22 protein-coding genes are annotated in these 20,922 nt (G+C 68.7%); 6 read left to right on the top strand and 16 right to left on the bottom strand.

Going from position 1 to position 20,922, the window contains the following annotated elements; all coding sequences use genetic code 11:
* Nucleotides 1–31: 31 nt before the first annotated feature.
* From tauA to LGM71_RS28535, 4 genes are all read right to left on the bottom strand, one after another.
* Nucleotides 32–1,048: a taurine ABC transporter substrate-binding protein gene (gene tauA / locus LGM71_RS28550; RefSeq protein ID WP_151051279.1), complete on the bottom strand. Its 1,017-nt coding sequence runs from the start codon at nucleotides 1,046–1,048 to the stop codon at nucleotides 32–34.
* A 254-nt stretch (nucleotides 1,049–1,302) separates the two neighbouring features.
* Nucleotides 1,303–2,295 carry a lipoyl synthase gene (gene lipA / locus LGM71_RS28545; RefSeq protein WP_059600040.1) on the bottom strand — a complete coding sequence of 331 codons (993 nt, stop codon included), beginning with the start codon at nucleotides 2,293–2,295 and terminating at the stop codon, nucleotides 1,303–1,305.
* The gene (gene lipB / locus LGM71_RS28540) at nucleotides 2,288–3,043 is read right to left on the bottom strand and encodes a lipoyl(octanoyl) transferase LipB (protein WP_059600039.1); all 756 of its coding nucleotides are present in this window, start codon (nucleotides 3,041–3,043) and stop codon (nucleotides 2,288–2,290) included. Before lipB ends, lipA begins: the two co-directional genes overlap by 8 nt.
* An 83-nt stretch (nucleotides 3,044–3,126) precedes the next feature.
* The gene (locus LGM71_RS28535) at nucleotides 3,127–3,453 is read right to left on the bottom strand and encodes a DUF2917 domain-containing protein (protein ID WP_124626386.1); all 327 of its coding nucleotides are present in this window, start codon (nucleotides 3,451–3,453) and stop codon (nucleotides 3,127–3,129) included.
* Between the two features lie 102 nt (nucleotides 3,454–3,555).
* Here LGM71_RS28535 and LGM71_RS28530 point away from each other — a divergent pair, with 102 nt between their 5' ends.
* Entirely contained in the window at nucleotides 3,556–4,545 is a 990-nt protein-coding gene (locus tag LGM71_RS28530) for a transcriptional regulator GcvA (RefSeq protein WP_059600038.1), read from the top strand.
* On the opposite strand, the gene LGM71_RS28525 is transcribed toward LGM71_RS28530, so the two are convergent.
* The 10 genes from LGM71_RS28525 to LGM71_RS28480 all read right to left on the bottom strand — a co-directional run bounded on the left by LGM71_RS28525 (nucleotide 4,529) and on the right by LGM71_RS28480 (nucleotide 13,668).
* A complete protein-coding gene (locus LGM71_RS28525; protein ID WP_057928637.1) occupies nucleotides 4,529–4,837 on the bottom strand; it encodes a YbeD family protein in 309 nt (102 codons plus the stop codon). The two genes, LGM71_RS28530 and LGM71_RS28525, sit on opposite strands and share 17 nt — an antisense overlap.
* Complete coding sequence (locus tag LGM71_RS28520) at nucleotides 4,837–5,763, bottom strand: D-amino acid aminotransferase (RefSeq protein WP_226117692.1); 927 nt, start codon at nucleotides 5,761–5,763, stop codon at nucleotides 4,837–4,839. Before LGM71_RS28520 ends, LGM71_RS28525 begins: the two co-directional genes overlap by 1 nt.
* 48 nt (nucleotides 5,764–5,811) lie before the next feature.
* Complete coding sequence (locus tag LGM71_RS28515) at nucleotides 5,812–7,128, bottom strand: D-alanyl-D-alanine carboxypeptidase family protein (RefSeq protein WP_124626390.1); 1,317 nt, start codon at nucleotides 7,126–7,128, stop codon at nucleotides 5,812–5,814.
* 485 nt (nucleotides 7,129–7,613) lie between these two features.
* Complete coding sequence (locus LGM71_RS28510; RefSeq protein WP_226117691.1) at nucleotides 7,614–8,258, bottom strand: alpha/beta hydrolase; 645 nt, start codon at nucleotides 8,256–8,258, stop codon at nucleotides 7,614–7,616.
* 13 nt (nucleotides 8,259–8,271) lie between these two features.
* Nucleotides 8,272–8,589: a (2Fe-2S) ferredoxin domain-containing protein gene (locus LGM71_RS28505; RefSeq protein ID WP_006485233.1), complete on the bottom strand. Its 318-nt coding sequence runs from the start codon at nucleotides 8,587–8,589 to the stop codon at nucleotides 8,272–8,274.
* Between the two features lie 159 nt (nucleotides 8,590–8,748).
* Entirely contained in the window at nucleotides 8,749–9,900 is a 1,152-nt protein-coding gene (locus LGM71_RS28500) for a VanZ family protein (protein WP_226117690.1), read from the bottom strand.
* 19 nt (nucleotides 9,901–9,919) lie between these two features.
* A complete protein-coding gene (locus tag LGM71_RS28495) occupies nucleotides 9,920–10,543 on the bottom strand; it encodes an ABC-type transport auxiliary lipoprotein family protein (RefSeq protein WP_226117689.1) in 624 nt (207 codons plus the stop codon).
* A gap of 96 nt (nucleotides 10,544–10,639) precedes the next feature.
* A complete protein-coding gene (locus tag LGM71_RS28490; RefSeq protein ID WP_124901999.1) occupies nucleotides 10,640–11,575 on the bottom strand; it encodes an MlaD family protein in 936 nt (311 codons plus the stop codon).
* A 27-nt stretch (nucleotides 11,576–11,602) separates the two neighbouring features.
* The gene (locus tag LGM71_RS28485; RefSeq protein WP_226117688.1) at nucleotides 11,603–12,547 is read right to left on the bottom strand and encodes an ABC transporter ATP-binding protein; all 945 of its coding nucleotides are present in this window, start codon (nucleotides 12,545–12,547) and stop codon (nucleotides 11,603–11,605) included.
* Nucleotides 12,544–13,668, bottom strand: coding sequence for an MlaE family ABC transporter permease (locus LGM71_RS28480; RefSeq protein ID WP_124626397.1), 1,125 nt, complete (start codon nucleotides 13,666–13,668; stop codon nucleotides 12,544–12,546). Before LGM71_RS28480 ends, LGM71_RS28485 begins: the two co-directional genes overlap by 4 nt.
* A 319-nt stretch (nucleotides 13,669–13,987) precedes the next feature.
* Between LGM71_RS28480 and LGM71_RS28475 the strand changes: the two genes are divergently transcribed.
* From LGM71_RS28475 to LGM71_RS28455, 5 genes are all read left to right on the top strand, one after another.
* Nucleotides 13,988–16,051 (top strand): bifunctional 2',3'-cyclic-nucleotide 2'-phosphodiesterase/3'-nucleotidase, encoded by a 2,064-nt coding sequence (locus LGM71_RS28475; RefSeq protein ID WP_226117686.1) that lies wholly within the window; start codon nucleotides 13,988–13,990, stop codon nucleotides 16,049–16,051.
* A gap of 14 nt (nucleotides 16,052–16,065) precedes the next feature.
* Nucleotides 16,066–16,911: a tetratricopeptide repeat protein gene (locus LGM71_RS28470; RefSeq protein ID WP_226117684.1), complete on the top strand. Its 846-nt coding sequence runs from the start codon at nucleotides 16,066–16,068 to the stop codon at nucleotides 16,909–16,911.
* Between the two features lie 103 nt (nucleotides 16,912–17,014).
* On the top strand, nucleotides 17,015–17,935 hold the full coding sequence (locus tag LGM71_RS28465) for a biotin--[acetyl-CoA-carboxylase] ligase (RefSeq protein ID WP_175815870.1): 921 nt from the start codon (nucleotides 17,015–17,017) through the stop codon (nucleotides 17,933–17,935).
* Nucleotides 17,932–18,720 (top strand): type III pantothenate kinase, encoded by a 789-nt coding sequence (locus tag LGM71_RS28460; RefSeq protein WP_226117682.1) that lies wholly within the window; start codon nucleotides 17,932–17,934, stop codon nucleotides 18,718–18,720. The genes LGM71_RS28465 and LGM71_RS28460 overlap by 4 nt, the downstream gene beginning before the upstream one ends.
* A 229-nt stretch (nucleotides 18,721–18,949) precedes the next feature.
* Entirely contained in the window at nucleotides 18,950–19,192 is a 243-nt protein-coding gene (locus LGM71_RS28455; RefSeq protein WP_059600026.1) for a hypothetical protein, read from the top strand.
* A 16-nt stretch (nucleotides 19,193–19,208) separates the two neighbouring features.
* Here LGM71_RS28455 and rfaE2 read toward each other — a convergent pair whose 3' ends face one another.
* Together rfaE2 and LGM71_RS28445 are read right to left on the bottom strand one after the other, a co-directional pair.
* Nucleotides 19,209–19,694: a D-glycero-beta-D-manno-heptose 1-phosphate adenylyltransferase gene (rfaE2, locus tag LGM71_RS28450; RefSeq protein WP_226117680.1), complete on the bottom strand. Its 486-nt coding sequence runs from the start codon at nucleotides 19,692–19,694 to the stop codon at nucleotides 19,209–19,211.
* Nucleotides 19,695–19,856: 162 nt separating this feature from the next.
* On the bottom strand, nucleotides 19,857–20,735 hold the full coding sequence (locus LGM71_RS28445; protein ID WP_059451551.1) for a ferritin: 879 nt from the start codon (nucleotides 20,733–20,735) through the stop codon (nucleotides 19,857–19,859).
* Between the last annotated feature and the right edge of the window lie 187 nt (nucleotides 20,736–20,922).

The raw sequence follows: 20,922 nt of genomic DNA, 5'->3' as shown, positions 1-20,922 counted from the left end.
TGAGTGGCCTGAGTCGCCTGATGCGCCGCGCTCAGCGCGCGGCCTTCTGCACGAACTGCGGATCGACGCCGACCGAGTAGTCGGCGAGCACCGTCTGGATCGTGCCTTGCGATTTGAGGAAGGTGGCGGTGGCCGCGAGCGACTTCGCGGCGCCCGACTGCGCACCGCCGCCGAGCCAGGTCGGCGACGCCTGCTCGGCCGGCGTCGGGAACGCGTAGAGCGCGAGGCTCGCGGGCACGTCCTGCACGTTCGCGCCCGACACCTTCGCGACCGCCGCGACCTGCGGCGAACCGGCCTTCCACGCGGCCGCGTGCGCGCGGTAATCGGCGTCGGCGGACGCGAGCACCTTCACGAAGCGCGTGACGAACTCGGGGTTCTCGCGCGCGAACTTGCGGCTCACGACGAAGCCGTCGAACGTCGCCTTGCCACTTTCTTTCGCAACCTGACCGGACGTCGTCAGCACGGTGCCCGACTGCTTGACCTTCGCGAGCACGGGATCCCAGATATAGGTCGCGTCGATGTCGCCGCGCGCCCACGCGGCCGCGACTTCGGGCGGACGCAGGTTGACGATCTTCACGTCGTTCGGATTCACGCCGGCGGCCTGCAGCGCGACGAGCGTATGGAAATGCGACGTCGACACGAACGGCACGCCGATCTTCTTGCCCTTCAGCGCCGCGATGCTCGTGACGCCCGAGCCGTTGCGCGCGACGAGCGCCTCGGCGTCGTTGATGTTGTCGAGCACCCAGAACAGCGAGATATCGAGCCCCTGCGACAGGCCGGCCGCGATCGGGCTCGACCCGGCCTCGCCGAGCTGCACGGAGCCCGACGCGAGCGCGCGGATCACGTCGGCGCCGCTGTCGAGCTTGCGGAACGTGACCTTGTAGCCGGTCGCCTTTTCGACTTCACCGCTTGCCTGCGCGTAGCGCCACGGCACGACCATGTCCTGGTACGCGATCACGACTTCGCGCGATTCGGCGTGCGCCGCGCCCAGCGCGGCAAAGGCGGTCAGCGCGACGGCGGCGCGGCGGATGAAGCTGAAACGGGACATGCGGCTCTCCTTCGAATGCGGGCATTGCTGCGGGAGAGCCGACTTTACGAGCTTTGCGCGCGGCGGGAGCGAACTTATCCTGCGAAGCTATCGATGCCGTTTCAGCTTTGCTTTCCACGTTCGACCGGATCGGGCATCCGGTCGGGTGGCGATTGTCGTGCGAACGCGCGGGCGGCAGCCGCACCAACGAAAAAGCCCGCATCGCTGCGGGCTTTTTTCGACTGCATGACTTCTGCGGAACAGGCCAATGGCGCTCAGACCACCCCGGCCCCGTGCGCCTGCAGATCGGCGTGATAGCTCGACCGCACCATCGCGCCGACGGCCGCGTGCGTGAAGCCCATCTTGTACGCCTCTTCCTCGTACATCTTGAACGTGTCGGGATGCACGTATGCACGCACCGGCAGGTGGTGCTCGGACGGCTGCAGGTACTGGCCGATCGTCAGCATGTCGACGTCGTGCGCGCGCAGGTCGCGCATCACCTGCAGGATTTCCTCTTCGGTCTCGCCGAGGCCGACCATCAGGCCCGACTTCGTCGCGACGTCCGGATGCTGTGCCTTGAAGTCCTTCAGGAGCTTCAGCGAGTGCGCGTAGTCCGAACCCGGGCGCGCTTCCTTGTACAGGCGCGGCACCGTCTCGAGGTTGTGGTTCATCACGTCGGGCGGTGCTGCGTTCAGGATCGAGATCGCGCGGTCGAGACGGCCGCGGAAGTCCGGCGTCAGGATCTCGATGCGCGTTTCCGGCGACTGCGCGCGCGTTTCGCGGATGCACTCGACGAAGTGGGCGGCGCCGCCGTCGCGCAGGTCGTCGCGGTCGACGCTCGTGATCACCACGTACTTGAGCTTCAGCGCGGCGATCGTGCGGGCCAGGTTCTTCGGTTCATCCGCGTCGAGCGGATCGGGACGGCCGTGGCCGACGTCGCAGAACGGGCAGCGGCGCGTGCACTTGTCGCCCATGATCATGAACGTCGCGGTGCCCTTGCCGAAGCATTCGCCGATGTTCGGGCAGCTCGCTTCCTCGCACACGGTGTGCAGGTTGTGCTCGCGCAGGATCGTCTTGATCTCGTTGAAGCGCGAACTGCCGGTGGCCGCCTTCACGCGGATCCATTCCGGCTTCTTCAGCTTCTCGATCGGAATGACCTTGATCGGGATGCGCGCCGTCTTCGCCTGCGCCTTCTGCTTGGCGGTCGGATCGTAGGCAGGGGTCGCGGCCGAATCGGCCGGTGCGGGGGAAGCGGTAACGTCAGTCATTCGATTGTTCCAGTGCCTGCGGCTTGTCGGCGGCCGCGGATTCGCCGTCGAGGTTGGCGATCAGACGCCCCACCAGCGTGTGGGCGACGTCGTTCCAGTCGGCGGCAACCTCGAGGCTCGCCATGTCGACGGTTTCCAGTCCGGCATAGCCGCACGGGTTGATCGCGAGAAACGGGCGCAGATCCATCTTCACGTTCAGGCTCAGCCCGTGATAGCTGCAGCCGTTGCGGATCTTCAGGCCGAGGGCCGCGATCTTCGCGCCCTCGTGCACGCCGGATGCCACGTAGATTCCCGGCGCGCCCGCCTTGCGGACCGAAGCGAGATTATACGCCGCGAGGGTTTCGATCACGGCCTCCTCGATCTTCGTCACGAGCGTGCGCACCATCAGCTTGCGCCGGCGCAGGTCCAGCAGCAGGTAGACGACGATCTGGCCGGGGCCGTGGTAGGTGATTTGCCCGCCGCGGTCGACCTTCACGAGCGGCACGCCGCTGTCGGCCACCAGCAGGTGGGCCGGGTCGCCGGCCTGGCCGAGCGTGTAGACGGGCGGATGCTCGACGACCCAGATTTCGTCGCCGGTGTCGGCCGTGCGCGTGTCGGTGAACGCGCGCATCGCGTCGAAGCTCGTCTCGTAGGCCTCGCTGCCCCGCCAGCGCACGGTGACCGGCGCGACGGGCTGAACCGGAGACCCGGCGGGCGATTCGGAAACAGCGACAGGCGTGGACACGATGGCAACCGGCGAGACGGACATGGCCGGTAGTTTACCGAAAACCCATGCGTCTCGCCGGCTCTGGAAGGGGACGGATCGCGAGTATCCGTCGGAGGAAAGTCCCGTCAGACGGTGCGCCAGCCGTCGTGGAGCAGCGCATTCACGCGATTGCGCAGCCGCGCGAGCGCGCCGCGCGCGACTTCCCCTGCCGGCCGCGACACCGAGAACGCGACATGCGCGCCCTGCCGGCCTTCCGCACTGAGCCACAGCCGCTCGCCGCGATGCAGCCGGAGCGTCTCGCCGTCGACCAGGAAGTAGTCTTCGACGTCATTGCTGCGCGTCGCCCATACCGGCCCGCACTGCACCGTCAGGCGGGTGCTGCGCTGCACCTTCATCGGCACGGTTTCGCCCGCGGGAATTTCGAAGGTGATGCTTGAAGAAATTTCTTGCATGATCGACTCCGCCAATAAATGCTTCGATGGCTACAATCGTAGTCATTTGAAGGCACTCGACCAAACGACCAATTTTCACGTCGATGTGAGGAAAATTAGCAAATGGACCTCCGCCAGCTGCCTGCGCTGAACGCGATTCGCGCGTTCGAAGCCGCCGCCCGCCACGAGAATTTCTCCCGCGCCGCCGACGAGCTGTATGTCACGCACGGCGCGGTCAGTCACCAGGTTCGCGCGCTCGAGGAGGAGCTCGGCGTGCAGCTGTTCACGCGCAACGGCAAGCGGCTGTGCCTGACCGACGCCGGCATGCGCTACGCGCAGCAGGTCCGTAGCGCGCTGATGGTGATCGCCGATGCGACGCGCGAGGTGCGCGCAAGCGACCGCAGCCGACGGCTGGTGGTGTCGATGCTGTCGTCGTTCGCCGCACGCTTCATCACGCCGCGCATCGGCACGTTCATCGAGCGGCATCCGGAAATCGACGTCGAGCTGCAGTCGACCAACTCGCTCACCGATTTCGCGCGCGACGACGTCGACCTCGCGATCCGGTTCGGCTCGGGCAGCTATCCGGGGCTGCATGTCGAGCCGCTGTTCGAGGAGGTGTTCTTTCCGGCGTGCTCGCCGACGCTGAACGGCGGCAAGCTGCCGCAGACGCCCGCCGATCTCGTGCACTACAAGCTGCTGCGCTCGGACGACGAGCTGTGGCGGCCGTGGTTCGACGCGGCCGGGCTCGATACGCTGACCGAGCCGAAACGGGGGATTCTGTACCAGGATTCGTCGAATCTGTTGCTGGCCGCGATCGACGGCCAGGGCATCGCGCTGGTGCGCCGCTCGCTCGCGGTGCACGACCTGCTGGACGGGCGCCTCGTGCGCCTGTTCGACATCGACGGGCAGAGCCCGTGGCACTATTTTTTCGTGTGTCCGCCGCCGCTCCTGAACACGCCGCGCGTGCAGGCGTTCAGGACCTGGCTGCTTCAGGAAGTCGCCGAATACAAGCTGCTGTGCGACGAGCTGGACGCGCGGCGCGCGGCGGGGAAGACCCCCGCCGAGTGCGCGCAGGAAGGCGGGTGGAAAGCGGCGCTCAGAGCACGACCTTGACCATCGGATGGCCGGTCAGTGCGCGGTAGATGTCGTCGAGCTGTTGCTGGCTGGTCGCGCGCACGGTGATCGTGAGGCCGGTGTAGTTGCCGCCGCTCGATGCACGCTCCTCGATTTTCTCGACGTCGATCTCGTTGTCGTGGACGGCCACGACCTTGAAGATCGTGTCCTTGAATTCCGGGTGCGCCTTGCCCATGATCTTGATCGGGAAATCGCACGGAAACTCCAGCAGCGACTCCTTCCGGGTATCGATCGCGCCGGTGACCTCGATGGTTTTGGTCGGTTCGCTCATCATTTTCTCCGGGTTAGGTCAAACTGTTCAAACTCGCGTGCCTTCGCACGCTGGTATGCGTCGTACAACGCCGCGAACACGGGGCCCGGTTTGCCGCCCTGCACGGGCAGATCGTCGAGCGACGTGACGGGCAAAATTTCCTTCGTGGCCGACGTGATCATGATCTCGTCCGCCGAACGCAACTCGACCTCGCTGATCTCGCGCGCGACGAACCGAATGCCGCACTCCTCGGCCAACTGCTCGACGAGCGCGTAGCGGATCCCTTCAAGGATTCTGTTGCTGCGCGGCGGCGCCATCAGCTCGCCGTTCTTCACGATCCATACGTTCGACGACGAACCTTCGGTCACGTTGTCGTCGCGCAGCTGGATCGTCTCGAACGCGTCGCGTTCGGCCGCATGCTGCGCCATCAGCACGTTGCCGAGCAGCGAAATCGACTTGATGTCGCAATGCAGCCAACGGCGATCCTCCGCCGTCACGCAGCGCACGCCCCGCGCGCGTTCCTCTTCCGACGGCAGCCGCAGCGGGTTCGTCATGACGAACACCGTCGGCACCACATTCGCCGGGAACGCATGGCCGCGCTTCGCGACGCCGCGCGTCACCTGCAGGTAGACGAGCGCATGGCCGTCGCCGAGGCCTTCCGCGTTCGCGGCGACCACGCGCTCGATCAACGCGCGCCAGCCGGCCGCGTCATGCGGATCGTCGATGCCGATCTTCTTCAGGCTGCGCGCGAGCCGCTCCAGATGCTGTTCGATCCGGAACGGCACGTGCGCGCCGTCGTGCGCATAAACGGGGACGACTTCATACACGCCATCGCCGAAGATGAACCCGCGGTCGAGCACCGGCACCCGGGCTTGCGACAGCGGCACCAGCTCCTCCTGCGACGACACGCTGAGGTAGACGATCGGTTCGAATTCGGCTTGGCTCATGGCTATGACAGATGGGGATGAAGTCGTGAAAACAAAGGCCCGTCGTGCTTACTTCTTCTTGCTGAACATCAGCAGGATCGAGTCCCAGATACGACCGAAGATACCCGCTTCCGGCACCGCCTGCAGCGCGACGACCGGGAACTCCGACAGCGTCTTGCCGTCGGCGACGATCTTCACGGTACCGACCTGCTGGCCTTCCGCGAGCGGCGCGATCAGCGGCGCGTTGACCTCGACTTCCGGCTTGACCTTGTCACCCAGGCCGCGCGGCACGGTCACCCACTGGTCGCCCTTCACGCCGACCTGCACGGTGTTTTCCTTGCCCTTGTAGATGCGCGGCGTCGACATCGCCTGGCCGCCCTTGAACAGGCGCACCGCGTCGAACGCGCTATAGCCGTAGTTCAGCATCTTCATGCTGTCCTGCGTGCGCTCGCCTTCCTTCTGCTCGCCCATCATCACCGACACGAGACGGCGCTGGCTGTCGACACCCGGGATCGCGCGCTTGGCCGACGCGATCAGGCAATAGCCGGCCGCTTGCGTATGGCCCGTCTTCAGGCCGTCGACCGTCGGATCCAGCCACAGCAGGCGGTTGCGGTTGCCCTGGCGGATGTTGTTGTACTTGAATTCCTTCTCCGAGAAGATGCTGTAGTACTGCGGAAAATCGCGGATCAGGTGCGCGGACAGCTTCGCGAGGTCGCCGGCCGTCGTGTAGTGGTTCGGGTCGGGCATGCCGTTCACGTCGGCGAAGTGCGTGCCCTTCATGCCGAGGCGCGCCGCCTCGTCGTTCATCATCGTGACGAACTGCCCTTCGCTGCCGCCGACAAGCTCGGCCAGCGCGATCGCGGCGTCGTTGCCCGACTGGATGATCATCCCGTACACGAGATCGTGCACCGACACCGGCTTGTTCGCCTCGATGAACATGCGCGACTCGTCGCGGCCGACGCGGCGCACCGCTTCGCTCGGCGTGACGATCTGCTCCATCGAGATCTTCTTCTTGTCGAGCGCCTCGAACACCAGGTAGGCCGTCATCAGCTTCGTCAGCGACGCGGGCTCGACGCGTTCGTCGGCGTTGCCCGATGCGAGCACGGTGTTGCTCGTCGCATCGACGAGCACCCACGAGCGCGCGTTCACGCCCGGCGGCGGCACCGCGCCCGGCATGAACGTCGCGGGCGCGCCGGTGAACTGCTCGGTGGCGGCGGCCGGCGCGGCATGCGCGGCCTTTGCCTTGGCGGCCGGCTTCGCCTCGGCGACGACGATCGTCGACGCGAGTGCGACGGGCAGCATCACGCCCAGCGCGACGTTGCGCGCGGCGGTGCCGAAGGCGATGGAAGAAGCGAGGGACTTGAGGCCTTGGGGAGACAGACGCATGATCGATTCAGGCTGGTGGCAGAAAGTGCGGCGCGAAACGCGCAGGGGTTGAACGGCAAGGCGGCGAGCGTTCCGGCGTTCGTCCGACTGCGTCGGACGGCGCGAAACGCGCCGGTTGGACTCGTGCGGACGCGTTCGGTTCGCGGCCGTCGCGAGCGGGCGGACAGGCGGCGAAACGAGCGCCGCATGGGCCCGGCCGGGCCGCGGGCGACGCGAAATGCGGCCATTATACGTGGCCGCGAACGGCGTTTTCGCGAACCATGGCTCAGGTGGCCACACCCAGGCTTCGGGAGGATAGCGCGGCTTCGCTGCGGAGAATCGTGCGCGAAGCCGCGCGAAAGGCGTGCGCAGGCGCCGTGCAAGCCGGGTTGCGCCGCGCTGGAGCGGGCATGTGCGATCGTGTCGTGACACGGCGCGGCGCGATGTCGCGCGCGCGGCGGCATCGCGGTCGTGCGGCGGCGGCGCCGCACGCCGGGTTCAGCGGATCAACGCCACGCGTCGACGATGATGCGCTTCAGCACGTGCAGCTTGCGATGCAGGAAATGCTCGGCGCCGGGGATCACGACGACCGGCAGTTCCTGCGGCCGCGCCCAGTCGTAGACCGATCCGATCGGCACCGTGTCATCGGTTTCGCCATGGATCACGAGCGTGTTCTCCGGCACGTCGGCGACCTGCCAGCGGCTCGCGGCCGTGCCGACGAACACCATCCGCTCGACCGTCTCGCCCGCGTCGCGCAACCGCTTCGCGACGTGCGACAGCACGAAAGTGCCGAACGAGAAGCCCGCGAGCACGAGCGGCAGGTCCGCATAGGCGGGCTGCGCGCGCATGTGCGCGAGCACGGCGAGCAGGTCGTCGGCCTCGCCGATGCCGTTGTCGTGCACGCCCTCGGTCGCGCCGACGCCGCGGAAGTTCGACCGGTACACCACGTAGTCGAGCTGGACCAGCGTGCGCGCGAGCGTTTGCGCGACCTTGTTGTCCATCGTGCCGCCGAACAGCGGATGCGGATGCGCGACGAGCGCGATGCCGCGCGGCGCGGCGCCGCCTTCGCGCACGGCGTCGGGCAGGTCGACCGCGATTTCGATCTGCCCGACCGGGCCGGGGATCAGCGACTTCTGCGTATGAACGTTCATTCGGCCGGCCCGCTCAGATCTTCAGGCGGTCGACGACCTTGCCGTCGCGCAGGTGCGATTCGACGATCTCGTCGATGTCGGCCTGATCGACGTACGTGTACCACGTGCCTTCCGGATACACGACCATCACCGGCCCTTCCTCGCAGCGGTCGAGGCAGCCGGCCTTGTTGATGCGCACCTTGCCGGGCCCCGCGAGGCCAAGTTCCTTCACGCGCTTTTTCGCGTACTCCTGCATGGTCTGCGCATCGCATTGCGCGCAGCTCGGACGCTCGGCGCCCGGATCGCGCTGATTCAGGCAGAAAAAGACGTGGTGCTGGTAGTAGGAATCCATGATGGTGACGAGCGGCCCGGTGCGGTGCCGGGCGGAAAGAAGGGCGATTGCCGTTGCGCGCGGCAACGGATGTGCGGTCGATTATAGCGACCGGCGCGCACGGCTGCCCGCGATCGCCGCGCGGCGCGGCCGCGCGGCCCCGTTGCCGCTCCTGCGGCGTCAGCGCCGCCGCGCGGCCGGCAGCCACGCGTGCTCGACCCGCTGACCGAGCCAGATCAGCGCCGCGTAGGGCCAGATCCACGCAAGCCAGCGCGCGATGCTGTTGAAGTGCACGTAGCGGCCCTGCCGCCAGCCCGACAGCGTGAAATCGAAGAACGGGTTGACGGGCAGCAGGTTGACGAGCACCACACCGGCCAGCAGCGCGAGCGCCGCGAGCAGCGCGCGCCACGCGGCCGGCACGCGCAACGCGAGCAGCGCCGCCGCGAAGCCGAGCTCGATGCCGAGCCGCGCGCCGGGCGTCGCCCACACGACGACGAGGCCGGTGCTCGACTGCATGAAGGTCGCGGCCGCCTTCAGCGCGAGCGTCGCGCCGACGAACGCGATCAGGAGCCGCACGCGCGGCGCGCCGGCACGCATCGCCAGCGACGCGATCGCCAGCGCAGCGAACAGCATCAACCCGCCGAGCGCGGCTTCCCACGCGGAGTCGGACAGCCAGCCGTCGACGCGCTCGGGCCATTCGCTCACGCGCCACGCGGCCGGCAGCCATGCGAGCAGCGCGTCCTGCATCGAGCCGTCGGCGCGCTCCCACAGCGCGGCCGGCCAGTCGCCGATGCCGAACAGGAACGGCGACGGAAACAGGATCGCGATCGGCCACAGCGCGGCGAGCAGCAGCGGCGTCGCGCCGTCGGTCTCGAACCACGCGAAGCGCAGCCGGCGCAATGCGCCGCGGTCGAGCAGCGCGCCAGTGGCCGGTGCCGCGAGCGCCGCGCCGAGCAGCGCGCCGAGCGCGTTGGCCGCGAGGTCGAGATTCGACGCGACGCGCGTCGGCAGGTAGGTCTGCAGCGCCTCCATCGATCCCGACAGCAGCACGCCGAGGCCGCCCACGATCAGCGTCGCGGCCACGCCGCGCCAGCGCGGATGCAGCGCGAGAACGCCGAGTGCGCCGAACGGCATGTAGCCGAGCACGTTGGTGACCACGTCGAACGCGGTCACATAACGCTGCATCGGAGCGAACAAATAATCGAACGGCCCGATGCCGAGCGATACCCAGCCGCCGAACGGATACAGCGATGCATAGACGATGAGCGCCGCATACGCGGCGAACGCCTGCCGCGCCAGCGACGACGCGCGCGACGTGCCCGGCGCGCTCATCGCGACTGCGCGTGCGGCGTCACGGGTTGCCCGCGTACGCCTGCACGCCGACCCACGCGGCGATCTGCGACACGAGCTCGTCGCTCGCGGCCGCGAGCGCCCGCGCGCCGCCAGCCGCATCGGGCGTGCTCGACGGCGCGCGCGCGACGAACGTGCGCTGGCCGAGCACCTTGCCGCCCTGCACCAGCGTCGCGCGCGCGGTGACCGCGCCGTGGCTCTTCGACTCCCCGTCGAACACCTGCTCGAATTCGTTCAGGTCGACCTTGAGCGTCGGCGCGCGCACGCCGTCGGAACCCTCGAGCACCGCGCCGCGCGACGACAACGCGCCGCGCAGCCGCTGCGTGAGCAGTTGCGCGGGCGGCGCGATCCAGCGGCTGTCGCGATAGACGGCCATGCGCTGCGCATCCGCATACGCGAGCCGGTAGACGAACTTGTCCGTGTCGAGCGCGTCGGGCGCGGCGACGTCGAGCACCTTCAGCGCGGGGCCCGTGCCGGCCGTGACGGCCGATGCGGCCGGCCCGAGGTCGTAGCGGACGTTCGACAGCGCCGCACTGTTGCCGGCGCAGCCGGCGGCGAACACGAGCGTCAGCATCGCGAGCGCGGACGCGGCGGGACGCAGCCCGCGATCAGGGATTCGTGGCATGGCAATGTTCCTGCATGATGTTTCCGGTTTCGATGGCGTCGTGGCCCGGTCTCGCGCCGGGCCGGCCGATCAACGTCGATGGGCAGTCGATCTGCTTCATTTCCCGGCCGCGGCCCCTGCCCCCGGCCAGACGAAGCCCGCCTCGCCGGGGCCGGGCGCGGAGCCGGGCGAACCGAACAACAGACTGCTCGGATTGCGGCCGAGTTCACCGGCGACGTCCTTCAATTGCCGCGACGCATCGCCGACGCTGCCGGCCAGCGCGTTGAAGCGCGGCAGCGTGTCGTACTGGACCCGCGCGTTCAGGTCGTTCAGCGCGACGCCGACCTGCTCGGCAGCCGAGCCGGCCTTGTTCAGGTTCGACACGAGCGGCCCGTTCGGCTGCAGCAGCGTGTTCGCCGACGCCATCGCGCGATCGACCTGGTGCATCGTTTCCGGCAGCGCGGCCACCGCCGGCGCGAGCTGCTTCGACAGCGTCGTCGCGCCATCGGCCGCGTGCTGCAGGCTTTCGGCCGTCGCGCGCAACTGCTCGCGCATCTCGGGCGACATCAGCGCGTTCGCGCTTTTCGCGGCCAGTTCGAGCTGCCGCAGCAGCACGTCGCCGCGCTCCTGGATCTGGTCGAACAGGCTCGGCCGCATCGGGATCTGCGCGATCGCCTTCGGCGACGACGGCAGCGGCGCCAGGTCGCGGCCCGTATCCTCGAGCTGCACGAACGCGATGCCCGTCACGCCCTGGAAGCCGAGGCTGCCGTAGGTCGACTGCGTGATCGGCGCATCGTGGTCGACGAGAATCCGGATCCGGATCTGGCCCGGGTGCGTGCGGTCGAAGCCGATCGACTGCACCTTGCCGACGTCGAGGCCGCGAAAGCGCACGGCCGCGTCCGGGAACAGGCCCGTCACGTTGGTGCGCGCGAGCAGGTCGTACGGCACGCGCACGGTCCGGTCGACGTTGAACCAGAACACGGTGCCCGCGATCGCCAGCGTCAGCGCGATCGTGAACAGGCCGGCCCAGAACGCATGTGATTTGTTTTCCATTCGCGGGTTCCTTGCTTCTTGCCTTTCCTACAATTCGACGCTCGACAGCGCCGGCTCGAGGGCCGCCTTCGGCAGCTTCGCGCGCCGCTCGGGCGGCAGCGCCTGCAGTGCGCGGCGCCCGCGCAGCCCCAGGAAATATTCGTGGATGAACGGATGGTCGACGTTCGCGGCCTCCTCGACCGGCGCCGCGACCAGCACCTTGCGATCGGCCAGTACCGCGACGCGCGTCGACAGCGCGACCATCGTGTCGAGATCGTGCGTCACCATCACGACGGTCAGCCCGAGCGTGCGGTGCAGCGTCGCGATCAGCTCGACGAATTCGTCGGACGCCTGCGGGTCGAGGCCTGCGGTCGGCTCGTCGAGGAACAGCAGCTCGGGCTCGAGCGCGATCGCGCGCGCGATGCCGACCCGCTTCACCATCCCGCCCGACAGCGCGGCCGGCATCTTCGACGCGTGCTTGCACGGCAGCCCGACCATCTCGAGCTTCAGCATCACGATGTCGTGCAGCAGGTCCGACGGCACGCGGCCGAGCTCGCGCAGCGGCTGCGCGACGTTGTCGAACACCGTCATCGACGAAAACAGCGCGCCCTGCTGGAACAGCATCCCCGAACGCGTGCGCATCAGCCGCGCGGTCGCGTCGTCGATCTTCGACGTGTCTTCGCCGAACACCTTGATCGTGCCCGACGTCGGCCGCTCGAGGCCGAGGATCTGCCGCACGAGCGTCGTCTTGCCCGATCCCGAGCCGCCGACGATCGCGACGATCTCGCCGCGCCGCACGTCGAAATCGAGCTTCTGGTGAATGATGTTGCGCCCGTAGCGCTTGGTCAGGTTGCGCACCTCGATCACGAGGTCGCCGCCATGCGCGGCCGCCGCCGGCGGCATGCCGGCCGTGCCCGCGCCGACTGCCGTGGCATGTGCGCTGGCGCCATCGGCCGGCGCGGCACCGGCCGGCGATTCATTCGACGCGTTCATCCGAGCCCCACGTTCTGGAACAGGATCGCGAACACCGCGTCGGCGAGGATCACGACCGTGATCGATGACACGACCGACGTCGTCGTGCCTTCGCCGAGGCTTTGCGAGTTCGCCTTGATCCGGAAACCGAAATGACATGCGACCAGCGCGATCAGCATGCCGAACACGACGCCCTTGCCGAGGCCGATGTACAGGTTCGCGATCGGCACGACGCCCGGCAGCGAGCGCACGAAATAGTTGACGTCGATCCCGAGCACGAACTTCGCGGCAAGCGCGCCGCCCGTCAGCGCGACGATGTTGGTCCACATCACGAGCAGCGGCATCGCGACGCCGAGCGCGAGCACGCGCGGCAGGATCAGCCGCAGCCCGTGCGGAATGCCCATCACGCGCATCGCGTCGAGCTCCTCGGTCACGCGCATCACGCCGATCTGCGCGGTGATCGCCGAGCCCGAGCGGCCCGCGACGAGGATCGCCGAAAGCACGGGCCCGAGTTCGCGAATCACCGACAGCCCGAGGATGTTCACGATGTAGCGGTTCGCGCCGAACATCTGCAGCTGCTGCGCGGACAGATAGCTGAGCACGATGCCGATCAGGAATGCGACCAGCGCGGTGATCGGCAGCGCCTGCGCGCCGGCGCTATAGATGTTCGCCGAGGTCTCCTTCCACGGCATCGTCTGCGGACGGCGCAGCACCGACAGCGCGTCGAGGATCACGAGGCCGAACATCGCGATACCGCCCTGCAGGTGTTCGCCGAACGCGAAGATCGCCTGGCCGAGGCGCGTGACGGGATCGAAGCGCACGACGCGCTCGGGTGCCTCGCGCTGGCTGTCGAGACGTTCGATCCGCTCGAAGATCGTGCGCTGCGTGTCGGTCAGCTCGACGCCCGCCGGCAGCTTGCGGCCCCATACGCGCCACAGCGCCTGGCCGCCGACGTGGTCGAGCCGCTCGATGCCGGACAGGTCCCATTCGTTCACGCGTCCGGACGCGATGCCCGCGATGCGGCGCGCGACCTCGCCGCGATTGCGTGCGAGCGCGAGCGCGGTCCACTGGCCGGTCAGGCGCACCGTCTGGCCCTGGCCGCCGGCGTCGACCAACAGGCCGGGAGGTGTCTCGAAGTCCAAGGGCGGGTTGTTTGCAAAAGGATGACAGCGGCCATTGTAGCGAACCGTCCGGCGCCGCGACGTGAGGATTTCCGTCGGGGCACGCAGCCGGCGGCGTCCGGCGGAGATGCCGGGCGAGAGGCGCCTCTTTGCGGATGCCCGCCCCGCCACGGCACGGGGTTCGCCGCCGGAACGGCGTGCCGGGCACGCGACCTTTCATTCTTCCGTCACGTTTCCTTTCGATACTCTCACGCGCCGCACGTCAGGCCGTCGGCGCCCGCGCCGCCATTTCGCTGCGCTCCTCGCGATTCATAGAACAGAACACAGAACAGGACAATCGATGCGTCTCCCCCCGCTTTCCCGCCGCCGCGTGACCGCCGCCGCCGCGCTCGCCAGCCTCGCCTTCGCCCTCGCCGGTTGCGGCGGCGACGACGTCACCGCCCCGCCGTCGTCGCAGACGCAGGCGCCCGCCGGCACGACGGCCACGCTCGCGCTGCTCGAAACGACCGACCTGCACACCAACGTGCTGTCGTACGACTATTTCAAGCTCGCCGCCGACAAGTCGCTCGGCTTCGAGCGCGTGTCGACGCTGATCGCGCAGGCGCGCGCGCAGTACCCGAACACGCTGCTGCTCGACAACGGCGACACGATCCAGGGCACCGCGCTGTCGGACTACCAGGCGCTCGTGAACCCAATCGGCTGCGACCAGACGCTCGCGATCTACAAGGTGATGAACGCGGCGAAGTTCGACGGCGGCGGGATCGGCAACCACGAGTTCAACTACGGGCTGCCGTACCTGTCGCAGGTGACCGGCAACACGTTCGACGTCGACGGGCTGCCGGCCCCCGCGCAGCAGAAGAAGTGTGCGGGTCCGAACTTCCCGCAGGTGCTCGCGAACGTGATCAGCGCGAAGACAAACGCGCCGCTGTTCACGCCGTACACGATCCTGACCCGCACGGTGACGGCCGTCGCGCCCGACGGCAAGACCATCAGCGCGCCGGTGAAGATCGGCATCATCGGCTTCACGCCGCCCGCGATCATGAGCTGGGACAAGCGCTGGCTCGACGGCAAGGTCTACACGACCGGCCTGAAGGAAGCGGCCGAGAAGTACATCCCGGAGATGCGCGCGAAGGGCGCCGATCTCGTCGTCGCGATCTCGCACGGCGGCCTCGACAACACCGCGTATTCGCCGACCATGGAGAACGGCAGCTGGTGGCTGTCGAAGGTGCCCGGCATCGACGCGATGCTGATCGGCCACTCGCACCAGGTGTTCCCGGACGCGAACAGCACCGTGGCGCAGTTCAACCTGCCGGGCGTCGACAAGGCGAAGGGCACCGTCAACGGCGTGCCGACCGTGATGGCCAACTACTGGGGCAAGCATCTCGGCGTGATCAAGCTCGGCCTGACGTTCGACGGCAAGACGTGGAGCGTCGACAAGTCGCAGACGACCGTCGAGGCGCGGCCGATCCAGAACGCGGACAAGAGCTACGTCGCCGCCGATCCGTCGGTGTCCGCCGCGATCGCCGCCGAACACCAGGCGACGATCGACTACGTGAAGACGCCGATCGGCTCGACCGACTACCGGATGAACTCGTACTTCGCGGACGTCGGCGATCCGGGCGCGATCCAGATCGTCAACGAGGCGCAGGCCGATTACGTGAAGACCTACGTGCAGGCGAACCTGCCGCAATACGCATCGCTGCCGGTGCTGTCGGTCAGCGCGCCGTTCAAGAGCGGCTTCGGCGGCGGCAGCGACTACACCGACGTCGCGCCCGGCGCACTTGCGATCAACAACGCGGCCGACCTGTATCTGTATCCGAACACCGTGTACGCGGTAAAGGTGAGCGGCAGCGACGTGAAGAACTGGCTCGAGACGGCCGCGAAGCGCTTCAACACGATCGATCCGACCAAGGCGACGGTGCAACCGCTCGTCAGCAGCTTCCCCGGCTACAACTTCGACATGTTCACGTCCGCGGATCTCGCTTACGAGATCGACGTCACGCAGCCGGTCGGCAGCCGGATCAGGAACCTGACGTACAAGGGCGCGCCGATCGACCCGAACGCGCAGTTCATCGTCGCGACCAACAACTACCGCGCGAGCGGTGGCGGCAACTTCCCGGGCCTCGACGGCAGCAAGACGATCTTCGCATCGCCCGACGCGAACCGCGACGTGCTGATCGCGTTCATCAAGAAGCGCGGCGCGATCACGCGCGCGGCGGACGGCGCGCAGCGCAGCTGGCGCTTCACGAAGCTGGCGAGCTCGGTCGCGCACGTGCAGTTCACGTCCGCGCCGAACCGGCTCGGCGACGCGGCGGCAGCCGGCCTGACCGGCCTCACGCAGGTCGCGGCCGACGACGGCTCGGGCAAGAACCTCGCCATCTACGAGATCGACCTCACGCAATGACCACGAGACCCGCGATGCAACCGATCCGGACGATGCGGCCTACCGAGGCCGGCTTCACCACCGCCGCGCGGCGCCTGCTGCGCGCGAAACTCCCGCCGGCCGCGTTGCTCGCGGCGGCGGCCATCACCGTTGCGGCCGTGGTCGCTGCGACCGGCTGGCGCGCCGCCGGCCCCGCGCCGAGCGCCGCGCAGCTCGACGAATGGCAGGCGATGGTCGCGCAGGCCGTCGAGCCGCACGCGCTCGCGCAGTTGCGCACCCTCGCGCGGCGCGGCTCGGGCGACGCGCAGGCGGCGCTAGGCATCGCGCTCGTCGATGCGCGCGAGCCGGGGCTGCGCGACGAGGGACGCGGCTGGCTCGAAACCGCCGCGCAGGCGGACACGAAAGCCGACACGCCGGCCGCGCGGCGTGCGCAGCTGGCACTCGGCAAGGCGCTGCTGCTCGGCAGCGGCGACATCCCGAAGGACTACGCACGCGCCCGCACGCTGCTCGGCGAAGCGGCCGGCCAGGGCGATCCCGCCGCCGCGTATTACCTCGGGCTGATCTATCGCAGCGGCTATGGCGTCGCAGCCGATCCGGTGCAGGCCGCGCACTGGTTCGAGATCGCGTCGCGCGCGGACATCCCGGCCGCGGATTTCATGCTTGCGAACGCGTACCGCGAAGGCAGCGGCGTGCCGCGCGACGAAGCGCGCGCGCTCGCGCTGTATCGCCGTGCGGCGGAGCACGAGCTGCCGGAAGCCGTGCAGACGCTCGCGATGGCCTATCGCAACGGCGAGCTGGGGCTGCGACCCGACGCGGACGCGTTCCACGCGCAGTGGATCGAGACCGCGCATGCGTTGAAGCATCCGGTCGTCGCGCCGTAGCGGTGCGTCGGCGGCGCGGGCGCGAACGCGCGGCGGCGGCGCGACGGGCATGACCTGGCGCGCCGCCCGTCACGCACTGCCCCCTGTCGCTACAATAGGCGCCATGAACGCCCCCACCTCCTCCGACACGCCCGATTCCGGCGACGCGCACATCGCGCGCAACCGGCTCGAGGCGCACCTGGACGCCGCGCCGCGCGCGTGGCCGCTCGACATCGTCGCCGCCACCGGCTCGACCAACGCCGACGTCGCGACGCGCCTCAAGGCGCTGCCGCGCACCGCGAACGCGCTGCCCGCGCCGCTCGTGCGCGTCGCGTTCGAGCAGACGGCGGGCCGCGGCCGGCAAGGCCGTCCCTGGTTCGCGCAGCCTGGCAACGCACTGCTGTGCTCGGTCGGCTGCATCGTGCCGCGCCCCGTCGATGCGCTCGGCGGCCTCAGCATCGCGATCGGCGTCGCGCTCGCGGAAGGGCTCGCCACGCTGCCGCTCGACGCCCACTCGCGCGTCGCGCTCAAGTGGCCGAACGACCTGCTGCTGACGACCACCGACGACGGCACGTCGCGCATCGTCGGCAAGCTTGCCGGGATCCTGATCGAAACCGTCTGGACCACCGCCGACGCGACCGCCGTCGTGATCGGCTTCGGTATCAACGTGCGCGGCGCGGAGGCCGTCGCCGCGCAGGTCGATGCGCTGCGTGCGCGCGAAGCGTCGCTCGCGAGCGGGCTGCCGCCGGCCGCGTTGTCGGCCGCATGCGCATCGGCGAACCTCACCGATACGCTCGCCGCGGCGCTGAACGCGCTCACGCCCGCACTCGCGCAGTTCGGCACCGACGGGCTCGCGCCGTTCTTGCCGCGCTGGCACGCGCTGCACGCGTACGCGGGACGCGAAGTCGTGCTGCTCGAACAGGGCGTCGAACGCGTGCGCGGCATCGCGACGGGCATCGACGCGACCGGCCAACTGCTGCTCGACACGCCCGACGGCATCAAGGCGATCGCGGCCGGCGACATATCGCTGCGCGAAGCGCAATGAACGAACCGCATCTGCTGATCGACGCCGGCAACAGCCGGATCAAGTGGGCGCTCGCCGACGCGCAGCGCACGCTCGTCGAGACCGGCGCATTCGGCCATACGCGCGACGGCGGTGCCGATCCCGACTGGTCGTCCCTGCCGCGTCCGCATGGCGCATGGATCTCGAACGTCGCGGGCGCCGACGTGGCCGCGCGGCTCGACGCGCTGCTCGACGCCCGCTGGCCGGGCCTGGCGCGCACGACGATCCGCTCGCGGCCCGCGCAATGCGGCGTGACGAACGGCTATACGACGCCCGAGCAGCTTGGCAGCGATCGCTGGGCCGGCCTGATCGGTGCACGGGCGGCGTTTCCGGGCGAGCATCTGCTGATCGCGACGTTCGGCACGGCGACGACGCTCGAAGCGCTGCGCGCGGACGGCCGCTTCGCCGGCGGGCTGATCGCGCCGGGCTGGGCCCTGATGATGCGCGCGCTCGGCACGCACACCGCGCAGTTGCCGACGCTGACCACCGACATCGCGAGCGGGCTGCTCGCGGGCGCGCAGGCCGAGCCGTTCCAGGTCGATACGCCGCGCTCGCTGTCGGCGGGCTGCCTGTACGCGCAGGCGGGGCTGATCGAGCGCGCATGGCGCGATCTCGCCGATGCGTGGCAGGCACCCGTGCGGCTCGTGCTGGCAGGCGGCGCGGCGGACGATGTCGCGCGCGCGCTGACGCTGCCGCATACGCGGCACGACGCGCTGATCCTGTCGGGGCTTGCGTTGATCGCCGCGGAAGCGGCGGCGCAGAATTGACGGAAACCGGTCGGCATCGCGCCGGCCGCGTTGATGCAGGCCCGGCTGCGGGCTTCGTCACGGTGAGGATGGAAAGCGGGCGCCGGTACGGGCGCCCATGCAGACAGCCGGCCGCACATGCATGCGCCCCGGCCGACGCGTGCGATCGCCGGCGGCAACCACCGCGCGTGCCGCGCGGCCGGCCCGACCGAACGGTTGAACGACTGAACAACGACGAGGAGTGTCGACGATGCTGCGCTGGCTGATCGCTGTTCTCATTCTCGCGAACCTGCTTGCGTTCGTCGCCGTGCGCGGCGTGTTCGGGCCGCTGCCGGCGGCAGGCCCGCGCGAACCGGGCGTGCTGTCCCGGCAAGTTCGGCCCGATGCGTTGCATGCGATGCCGCTCGCGCAGGCGAGCGATCAGCCCGTGATCGGCGGTCCGATCGGCCCGCCGGCCGTGACGGCCGAGCCGCTCGCGGCTTCCGCGCCCTGACGGCGCGGCACCCGCATCAGGACTGCTGCGCGCGCACCTTCTTCAGCAGCGCGGTGGTCGAGCGGTCGTGCTCGAACGGAATCGCGAGCGCACGCCCGCCCCAGCTGCGCACGATGGCCGATTCCGGTAGCACGTCCATGTCGTAGTCGCCGCCCTTCACGAGAATGTCCGGACGGACGGCCTCGATCAGCGACACCGGCGTCTTTTCCTCGAATTTCACGACCCAGTCGACGCTTTCCAGCGCCGCGAGCAACGCCATCCGGTCTTCCTCGCGGTTGATCGGACGGTCGTCGCCCTTGCCGAGCATGCGCACCGACGCATCGCTGTTCACGCCGACGATCAGGCATGCGCCGAGCGCCTTCGCATCGGCGAGATACGTGACGTGGCCACGGTGCAGGATGTCGAACACGCCGTTCGTGAACACGACGGGCGAAGGCAGCGAAGCGCGCAGGGCAACCAGGGCGTCGCGGGTGATCAGCTTGCGTTCGAAGGTAGCGGACATGATGAATTTCGGATGGCGTGAGCGGCGCGCGGTGCACGTCGCGACGGAACACGGCGGCGCCAGATAAAAAGCCCGCCGGATGGCCGGGCGGGCTTCATGCGGGACTACACTGCGGCGATCGCGACCGGCGGCGCTTCACGCCGGCTGCGATGCCGCGCAGCCTCAAGCCGGTTGCGCGGCCGACGACGGGCCACTTTCGGACTGCAGGCGTCCGGTGACTTCCTTGCGGTAGCGGTTCAGCTCCTGGGCCGTCGCGAACGTGCGCTCGAACAGGATCGACAGGTTGTGCAGGATCCGTTCGACGACCTTCTTTTCCCACTCGCCGTCGAAGCGGATCTGCTCGTCGAGCCAGCGCTCGAGCCATTCCGGATCGGGCAGGCGCGACTGCACGGTGTCGCGCGGGAACAGCGCCTGGTTCACGTGCAGGTTGGTCGGGTGCAGCGGTTTCTCGGTGCGACGCGCCGACGCCATCAGCACGCCGATCTTCGCGAACGCCGCGCGCGCGACGTCGCCGCAATTGTTCAGCGCCTTCTTCATGTAGCGCAGGTAGGCGCCGCCATGGCGCGCTTCATCGCGCGAAATCGTTTCGTAGATGTGCTTGATGACCGGCTCGGTGTGCCAGTCGGCCGCGCAGCGATACCAGTGGTTCAGGCGGATCTCGCCGCAGAAATGCAGCATCAGCGTCTCGAGCGGCGGCGCCGGATCGAACTCGAAGCGCACCGCGTGCAGTTCCTCTTCGGTCGGCACCATTTCCGGCCGGAAGCGGCGCAGGTATTCCATCAGCACGAGCGAATGCTTCTGCTCCTCGAAGAACCACACGCTCATGAACGCGGAAAAGTCGCTGTCGTGCTGGTTGTCGCGCAGGAACATTTCCGTCGCGGGCAGCGCCGACCATTCGGTGATCGCGTTCATCTTGATCGTCTTCGCCTGCTCGTCGGTGAGCAGCGAAGCGTCGAACTTGTCCCACGGAATGTCCTTCTCCATGTCCCAGCGGACAGCTTCGAGCGACCTGTAAAGTTCCGGATAAAGCATGGTGTTCATGATGGTCCCACCCCTGTTCTGCGCAATGCGACTTCTCTAAACGTGACTGTTGCCGCGTCGGCGCGCAAGCGCGCCTTTCGCAGCCAAGACTGTAATTTTACGCGTGTATCCAGCCCCCGGGACGCAGTTTCCGCCTCCGGCAGCCGGGCGGCCGCGTCGCCGCCTTGAAGCACGCCGCGACACCGCT

Origin of the sequence: Burkholderia sp. AU33545 (assembly GCF_020419685.1) — a bacterium.
Classification (GTDB): Bacteria; Pseudomonadota; Gammaproteobacteria; order Burkholderiales; family Burkholderiaceae; genus Burkholderia; species Burkholderia diffusa.
The sequence above is the reverse complement of the archived record's forward strand: the minus strand, read 5'-3'. Positions and strand labels throughout refer to the sequence as shown.